10 protein-coding genes are annotated in these 6,848 nt (G+C 67.1%); 1 reads left to right on the top strand and 9 read right to left on the bottom strand.

All coding sequences use genetic code 11. The features are described 5' to 3' along the window. The 3 genes from ACLP25_RS11160 to ACLP25_RS11170 all read right to left on the bottom strand — a co-directional run. The coding region (locus ACLP25_RS11160) for a transporter substrate-binding domain-containing protein (RefSeq protein WP_442469267.1) at nt 1-436 on the bottom strand (436 nt) is incomplete at its 3' end. Nucleotides 437-473: 37 nt separating this feature from the next. Beyond that, nucleotides 474-1,088 (bottom strand): L,D-transpeptidase, encoded by a 615-nt coding sequence (locus ACLP25_RS11165; RefSeq protein WP_442469268.1) that lies wholly within the window; start codon nt 1,086-1,088, stop codon nt 474-476. Nucleotides 1,089-1,124: 36 nt separating this feature from the next. Next, the gene (locus ACLP25_RS11170; RefSeq protein WP_442469269.1) at nt 1,125-1,595 is read right to left on the bottom strand and encodes a hypothetical protein; all 471 of its coding nucleotides are present in this window, start codon (nt 1,593-1,595) and stop codon (nt 1,125-1,127) included. A 261-nt stretch (nt 1,596-1,856) separates the two neighbouring features. Here ACLP25_RS11170 and ACLP25_RS11175 point away from each other — a divergent pair, with 261 nt between their 5' ends. Continuing rightward, a complete protein-coding gene (locus ACLP25_RS11175) occupies nt 1,857-2,516 on the top strand; it encodes a class II aldolase/adducin family protein (protein ID WP_442469270.1) in 660 nt (219 codons plus the stop codon). A gap of 25 nt (nt 2,517-2,541) precedes the next feature. On the opposite strand, the gene ACLP25_RS11180 is transcribed toward ACLP25_RS11175, so the two are convergent. The 6 genes from ACLP25_RS11180 to ACLP25_RS11205 form a co-directional block, all read right to left on the bottom strand. Further along, nucleotides 2,542-2,805 carry a hypothetical protein gene (locus tag ACLP25_RS11180; protein WP_442469271.1) on the bottom strand — a complete coding sequence of 88 codons (264 nt, stop codon included), beginning with the start codon at nt 2,803-2,805 and terminating at the stop codon, nt 2,542-2,544. A 103-nt stretch (nt 2,806-2,908) separates the two neighbouring features. Then, the gene (locus tag ACLP25_RS11185) at nt 2,909-3,100 is read right to left on the bottom strand and encodes a hypothetical protein (RefSeq protein ID WP_442469272.1); all 192 of its coding nucleotides are present in this window, start codon (nt 3,098-3,100) and stop codon (nt 2,909-2,911) included. 133 nt (nt 3,101-3,233) lie between these two features. Next, nucleotides 3,234-3,758: an NAD-dependent epimerase/dehydratase family protein gene (locus ACLP25_RS11190; protein WP_442469273.1), complete on the bottom strand. Its 525-nt coding sequence runs from the start codon at nt 3,756-3,758 to the stop codon at nt 3,234-3,236. Continuing rightward, nucleotides 3,673-4,224: an NAD-dependent epimerase/dehydratase family protein gene (locus ACLP25_RS11195; protein WP_442469274.1), complete on the bottom strand. Its 552-nt coding sequence runs from the start codon at nt 4,222-4,224 to the stop codon at nt 3,673-3,675. Before ACLP25_RS11195 ends, ACLP25_RS11190 begins: the two co-directional genes overlap by 86 nt. Nucleotides 4,225-4,484: 260 nt before the next feature. After that, nucleotides 4,485-5,675, bottom strand: a complete 1,191-nt coding sequence (locus tag ACLP25_RS11200) for an amidohydrolase family protein (protein WP_442469275.1) — start codon at nt 5,673-5,675, stop codon at nt 4,485-4,487. Then, nucleotides 5,666-6,848: molybdopterin cofactor-binding domain-containing protein (locus ACLP25_RS11205; RefSeq protein ID WP_442469276.1), on the bottom strand; the 1,183-nt coding region annotated here is incomplete at its 5' end. The genes ACLP25_RS11205 and ACLP25_RS11200, both read right to left, overlap by 10 nt.

The following is a 6,848-nucleotide window of genomic DNA, read 5'->3' on the forward strand; positions in this document are numbered from 1 at the left end:
CCTTGGCGCCGTCGAGCTCGAGCGCCGAGGTGGCGTTGCGCGACTTCGGAACCATGAACGCCTGGCCATCGTAATAGGTGACGCCGGCGAAGACGAGGTTCGAATCCTCCTCGCGCCCCAAGGTCCACGTCGAGTTGCGCGACAGCACGTCGATCTTCTTGTCCTTGAGAGCGTCGAAGCGCTCGGAAGCCGACAGCGGAACGTACTCGACCTTGGACGGGTCGTTGAAGATCGCGGCGGCGAGCGCGCGGCAGAAGTCGACGTCGAAGCCGGACCACTCGCCCTTGTCGTCCTTGATCGAGAAGCCGGCGATTCCCTGGCTCACACCGCACAGGAGCTTGCCGCGGTCCTGCACGGACTTCAGCGTTTGGGCGTCGGCCGCCCCGACGGCGACGAACGCCAGCGCCGCCGCGGCGGCGAGAAGCGGTTTGATCATGCGCATAGCCAGCCTCAAATGTTGTCTTCGGCCGCGCTCAGAGCTGAACGGCCTGCTTGATGATGACCTTTGTTCCGACCGGCACGCGATCGTAGAGGTCGATCACGTCGTCATCCACGAGTCGGAAGCAACCCGACGAGACCGCGTGGCCGATCGTCTGCGGCTGGTTCGTGCCGTGGATGCGATAGATCGTCTTGCCGAGATACATCGCCCGGGGACCGAGCGGGTTGCCGGGACCGCCGGCCATGAAGCGCGGCAGATACGGCTGGCGCTCGATCATCTCCGGCGGCGGGCGCCAGTCGGGCCATTCCTGCTTGCGCGAGATTTTCTCGACGCCCTGCCACTGGAAGCCATCGCGGCCGACGCCGATTCCGTAACGCAGGGCGCGGTTGTTGGGCTGGACGAGGTAGAGAAAGCGGTTGTTGGTGTCGATGAGAACGGTTCCCGGCGGCTCGGTGGCGCGGAAAAACACCTCCTGCCGCTCGTAGGCGCCGTTGAGCTGCTGCTCTTCCGGCGTCGGCACGTAGCCGGGTTGATCGACCACGTTCATGTCGACCTGCTGGGCGGTCGCGAAAACGCCAGGAAAGAACGCTACCGCCGCTGCGATCGCCGCAGCCGCCGCCCGCGCCAGGAAAGCCATTCGTACGTTCATGTCCGCTCCGTCATGGAGGTGAAAGAACCGAGCGCGTCACGCCCTCTTCTGACCGCAGCGCTCATACACCGAGGTGCCGTAGCGGCTCGCGTTGTCCGGATCAACCCAGTTCGTCGTGAACGAGTTCGCGTCGACGTTCGTGACGATCCGATCGTCGGCCGTGCCGGCGTCGCCGGGCGGACCGAGATAGGTCCTTCCGTCTGGCCCAGCCTTCAGCACCAGCTCCGACAAGTTCGCCTGATCGGCGAGGTTCATCATCACGCCGCCGCTGGGGCCCTTGGCGATGACATAGGGTCTGTTGCACTGGGCCGCCGCTTCCTTGATCGTGCGCGCCCGGTCGGTGTCCCGATGATAGGCGGCAAAGCCCCACTTGCCGACCAGCTGATCCGGGCTGACGCTCGGCGCCGCGACGACGGGAGGGCGTGGCGGCTGCGTCGCGCATCCGGCGAGAAGCGCCGCGCCGAGCCCCGCAAGGGCCAGTGCTTTGGTGCGAAATGCAATTGCCATGGGCGCCCCCTCGAATACCCGGCCCGTCAAAGCTTTGCGCCGGGAATCGCCGCAAACGCCGATGACCTCTTATGGGGGCCTTGCTAGCAAACGGCCCGAAGCTGGTCAATCGAGCAGAGCCCGGCGGGCCCGGCGGGAACAGAGTTTCGCCGGCTTCGGCGCCGCGGGCAGGAGCCTTGCCGAGGGCTCCCGCGACGCCTAAGAGGGAGCCGCAAACCGGGATGGCGGCCGACTTCGCCGCCGAGAGCCGAGGGAGCGCCCATGCTGTCCGCCGCCGAGAGAGACAAACGCCAGAGCATCATCGACGCCTGCCGCTCGATGAACGGGCTCGGCATCAACCAGGGGACCTCCGGCAACATCAGCCTCAGGGACGGCGAGGGCTTTCTCATCACGCCGACCAGCATGCCTTACGACGACATGCAGCCGGAGGACATCATCGCGATGCGCTTCGACCAGACGGTCGTTGGCAACGGCCGCCCGTCGACCGAATGGCGCTTCCATCTCGACATTCTGCGCCAGCGGCCCGACGTCAACGCAGTCGTCCATGCGCATCCGATCTACAGCACGACGCTCGCGATCCTCGAACGCGAGATTCCTCCGCTGCACTACATGGTCTGCGCCGCTGGGGGCGATACGATCCGCTGCGCGCCCTATGCGACGTTCGGCACCCAGGAGCTCTCCGACAGCGCGCTCACCGCGCTCAAGGACCGCAAAGCGTGCCTACTCGCCCATCATGGCCTGATCGCCGTCGGCGACAGCCTGCACGGCGCGATGTGGCTCGCGGTCGAGGTCGAGAACCTCGCGCATCAATATCTGAATTGTCTGCAGCTCGGCCGTGAGCCGCCTCTGCTCACTCCGGAGGAAGTCGCCAACGTGGCCAAGCGGATCGCCAACTACGGGCTCTATTCCGCGCCCAAATAATGCGAGGCGGTGGGCGCCCCTGCCGTCAGGAGGCGTCGCCCGAACGCTTGGGCGGAAGAAGGATCGGAGCGGCTCCGTCGAGTTCGAGGCCGTCCGGCAGCATGATAACGGACTGTGGGCGGCGCTGGCATTCGAGCATTGCGAAGCGAATCGCTTCGTTCCGGCTGACGAACAATCCTCCGCATAGGTTCAGCGCATCGCGGACGACCCATCGACCGCTGTGGTCCTGGCCGATGAATAAACAGGCGCCGATCGCCGACGCCGGATAGAGAGTCTGTTGCTGGATCATGAGGGTCTCGTGGCATGGACGAGCGGCTCGGGTTGATCTTTTAGGGAGCTCGAGCGTCGCCGCCGTCATTTGTTGAAGCGTTCTCGTCGGTCCCGGGTTCCGATCAGAACGGAACGCGGGCCAGAATTTGCGCGATCAGGCCAACGCCGAGCGCGATCGCCAGCAGCACCCCGAGGCGTGCGAACATTTGCAGCGGCGCGGGCGCCTCGTGATCGCTCGCGGCCTGAAAGACCGGCGCGACCGGCCGGAAGCGTCGGGGGTCGGCCTCGTCCGAGGCTTCAAGGGTGTTGCGCATCGTTCGAACTCCGAATTCTGCCCGGCGCACATGATGATCGCGCTCGGGTAAGCGTTCGAGAGGAAATCGCGCGTCGAGGCGTAAAGGACCCGTAAGGTCCCGCGGGAGGAGGTTGGGGTGAGCCTCGCCGGTGTCAGCGGAACGGATCCTCGGTCCCGAGAAATTCGCCGACGTAGCGCCGGAGGCCGTCCTCCAGCGAGGTCAGAGGCTTCGCGAATCCTGCGGCCTTCAATTTGTCCATCCTGGCGCAGGTGTAATACTGGTACTTGTCCTGCAAGTTGGCGGGAAGGTCGATGAATTCGACGTCGGGCGCCACGCCAAGCTCCTTGAACAGGATCGAGGCGACGTCGAGGAACGACCGCGCGACGCCGGAGCCGACGTTATAGATCCCCGACTGCGCGGCCGGATCCTGGAGCGCCCAGAGTGTGGCGTTCACGCAGTCGCCGACCCAGACGAAGTCGCGCAACTGACCGCCGTCGGGATAGTCGGGATGCTCGGAACGGAACAAGCGGGCGCGGCCGAGCTCGCGAATCTGTGCGTGCAGTTGGACGGCGACCGAACGCTGCGCCCTCTTATGATACTCGTTCGGTCCGTAGACGTTGAAGAACTTCAGCCCCGCCCAGCGCGGGGGGGGCCGGGGCGCCGGTCTCGACCGCACGCGAGACCCAACGGTCGAACAGATTTTTGCTCCAGGCATAGGGACTGAGCGGCCGCAGGCGCGCAAGATAGTCCGCGTCGGAGCGGTCCTCGAAACCCCACCGGCCATCGCCGTAGGTGGCGGCCGACGAGGCGTAAACCAGTGGGATTCCTTCCTCGGGGCAGTGGTTCCAGAGATCGATCGAGAGGCGAAGATTGCTCGCGACGACGGAATCGACGTCCGTTTCCGTGGTCGTCGAGACGCCGCCCATGTGAATGACGCCGCGCACTTTGCCCCGGAAGCGCAACAGGAAATCGGCGAGCGCCTGTGGCGGGATGATGTCGTACAGACGGCGCTTTGCGATATTGCGCCACTTCATGTCGCCCATGCCGAGACGGTCGCTGATGACAATGTCGGCGTCGGCGGCTTCCAGCGCCGCGGCGGCATTCGATCCGATAAATCCAGCTCCGCCGGTGACTAAAAACATCGCGTCATCCCTGTGTGCGACCGACTCGTCTCAGCGCTTTTGGTCCTGTTTGAGCGCGTCGCGTTGACGGGCGATTGCGCGCCGTTGCGACAGGCAGCCTCGAATCGTTGCATGGGGCTGTTGTCAGACGTAAACGCCGGCTCACCGCCTGCGCAAGCCACCGCCGTCCCGGCGCCGACCCGCGTTCCACAAAAAGTGACCCGCAATGGCGCTGGACAACCGCGGAACGCTTTCTTGGAAGAGCGGCCGCCGGGGCGGCTTCAGAGGTCCGCCATGCGCTCCCAGAGGCGCGCCGCTTCCGTGCGCGCCTTGGCCGCGATCCCCGCGAAATCGCCGGTCGTCAGCGCGCCGTCTTCGACAACGACGCGCCCGCCGACGACCACGTGAACGATCGCGCCGTCGCGTCGCACCATGAGATCGCCGAGCGATCCGGGGGCGAGCGGCTTGTCCACCGCGCCGAACCGCTCCGCCGCAAGCCTATGGCCAGCGGCGAGACGACCGCCGACGCCTGTGTCGCCGTTCTCAGCGGCCAGGCGTTTGAGGGCGGCCTCTTCCTGGGCCATGTCCGGATCCCAGCCGTCGGCGCCGAGCGCGACGCGGCGCGTCGCCGAAAGCGCGGCGGCGTAGCCGACCCGGTTGCCCTCGTTGGAGCGCGGGTTGTGAACGAACCAGCAGCCGGCCCTTGCCCCACGCCGCACCTGGTCGGCGGTCAAATGAACCCCGTGCGCGAGGATCGAGCCTGCCGGCAACGCCTCGAGCGAAAGGAGACGCTCGAGCGGACCGGGGAAGCCGCGTCGGCGCGCGTCGTCCACATCCGCCCGATCTTCGGCGACATGAACGTGAACGACCGTCCCGAGTTCGCGCGCCAGCGCGCCGGCCTCGCGGATCGTGTCGTCCGAGACGGTGAAACTCGCGTGCAGCCCGACGAGGCCCTTGAGGAGCGGCGAGGTGGCGACCTCGCGACAAGCTTCGAGCCCGCGCCGCCCCTCCTGTCGGCCGAAGTTTCGCTCGCTCGCGCCGTAGCAGAGGAGCGCCCGGACGCCGAGGTCGGAGCAGGCTTCCGCCAGCACGCGAAGCGAGCCCTCGATCAGGTTGGGCGATTCGTGATGGTCGATCAGCGTCGTGACGCCTGCGAGCAGCGCCCGGGCGACAGTGTCGCGTGCGGCCGCGTCGAGGCTTCTCGCATCGAGCGCGCGATCGAGCCGCCACCAGACCCTTTCCAGGATTTGCACGAAGTTCTGAGGCTGCGGTTCGGGCGGCGGCATCCCGTAACGCGCGAGGCCGCTGTAAAGATGCGTATGGGCGCAGACTGCGCCCGGCGCGATCTCGCCGTCGGCGCAGGACAGGCGGGCCGCCTCCCGGGGCGCTTGGGCGACGACGCGCCCTGACGCGATCGCCACGCTGAGCCCGTTGCGGTCTGGCCCGACGACAAGGGCGTCGTTCAGTGCCATCGATCGGGCTCGTCGTCGCGGATGCGGCCGAGCTTGATGGCGCGCGCCGCGGGCGAATCCTTCATCGGCAAACGCGTGCGCCGCACGCCGTCGAACGCGGCGAGCGCGCCGGCGACGGCGCCGGCGGTCGGCACGAGGCCGATCTCGCCGACCCCCTTGGCGCCGAACGGCCCCTCCGGCTCAGGGTCCTCGACCAGAATGACCTCGACCTCCGGCATGTGCTCGGCGCGCAGGACGCCGAGATCGCGTAGCCGGAACGTCACCGGCATGCCGTCCTTGCACGGAAGCTCCTCGGTCAGCGCGTAGCCGAGCCCCATATGCACCGCGCCCTGGATCTGCGCCTCGCATTGCTGCGGATTGAGCGCGCGCCCGACGTCGTGCGCGGCGGTCACCCTTTCGACCGCGCCTTTCTCGTCGAGCGCGACCACCTGCGTTGCGAAGCCGTAGGTCGTGTGGGTCTTGATCTTGCCGTTCTTCAGTTGTCCCGCGGCGGTCGTGTCATCGATCCGCACTTCGCCGGCGTAGACCTTTCCGACAAGGTCGGAGAGGGTCCGCCCGGCGTCGAGGTCGGCTTTCAGCTTCCGGGCCGCGTCGATCACGGCCCGCCCGGCGAGAAGGCTACCGCGCGAGCCCGTGGTCTGGCCGCAGCCGATCTCGAAGCGGGTGTTGACCTGGGGCCGGAACGCAGTCGCCGGCAGGTCGGTGACCTCGACCGCGCATTGAGTGAGGACCGTCAGCAGCCCCTGGCCCATTTCGGTGAAGCCGGTGTGGATTTCGACGGCGCCGCCAGGCTCGACGACGAGGCGGCACCTGCCGTATTCGATCGCGCCGTTGCCGAGCCCCGAGTTTTTCAATCCGCAGGCGACGCCGACCGCGCGGCCTTTGGCGCGCGCGGCGTCGTAGGCGGGCTTCACGGCGAGCAGCGTCTTTTCCGCGCCGACGGACTTTTCCAGCGTCTGTCCCGTCGTCGTCAGATCGCCGACGCGGACGATGTTCAGCCAGCGCATTGTCCACCCGTCGAGGCCGACCTTGGCGGCGAGCAGATCGAGGCAGCCTTCGATGGCGAAGCTTGTCTGATTGACGCCGAAGCCGCGCATCGCCCCGCACGGCGGATTGTTGGTGTAGGCGGCGACCGCTTCGACCTCGAGGGCAGGCATCCGGTAAGGCCCGCAG

Origin of the sequence: Roseiarcus sp., from assembly GCF_052145395.1 — a bacterium.
Lineage (GTDB): Bacteria > Pseudomonadota > Alphaproteobacteria > Rhizobiales > Beijerinckiaceae > Roseiarcus.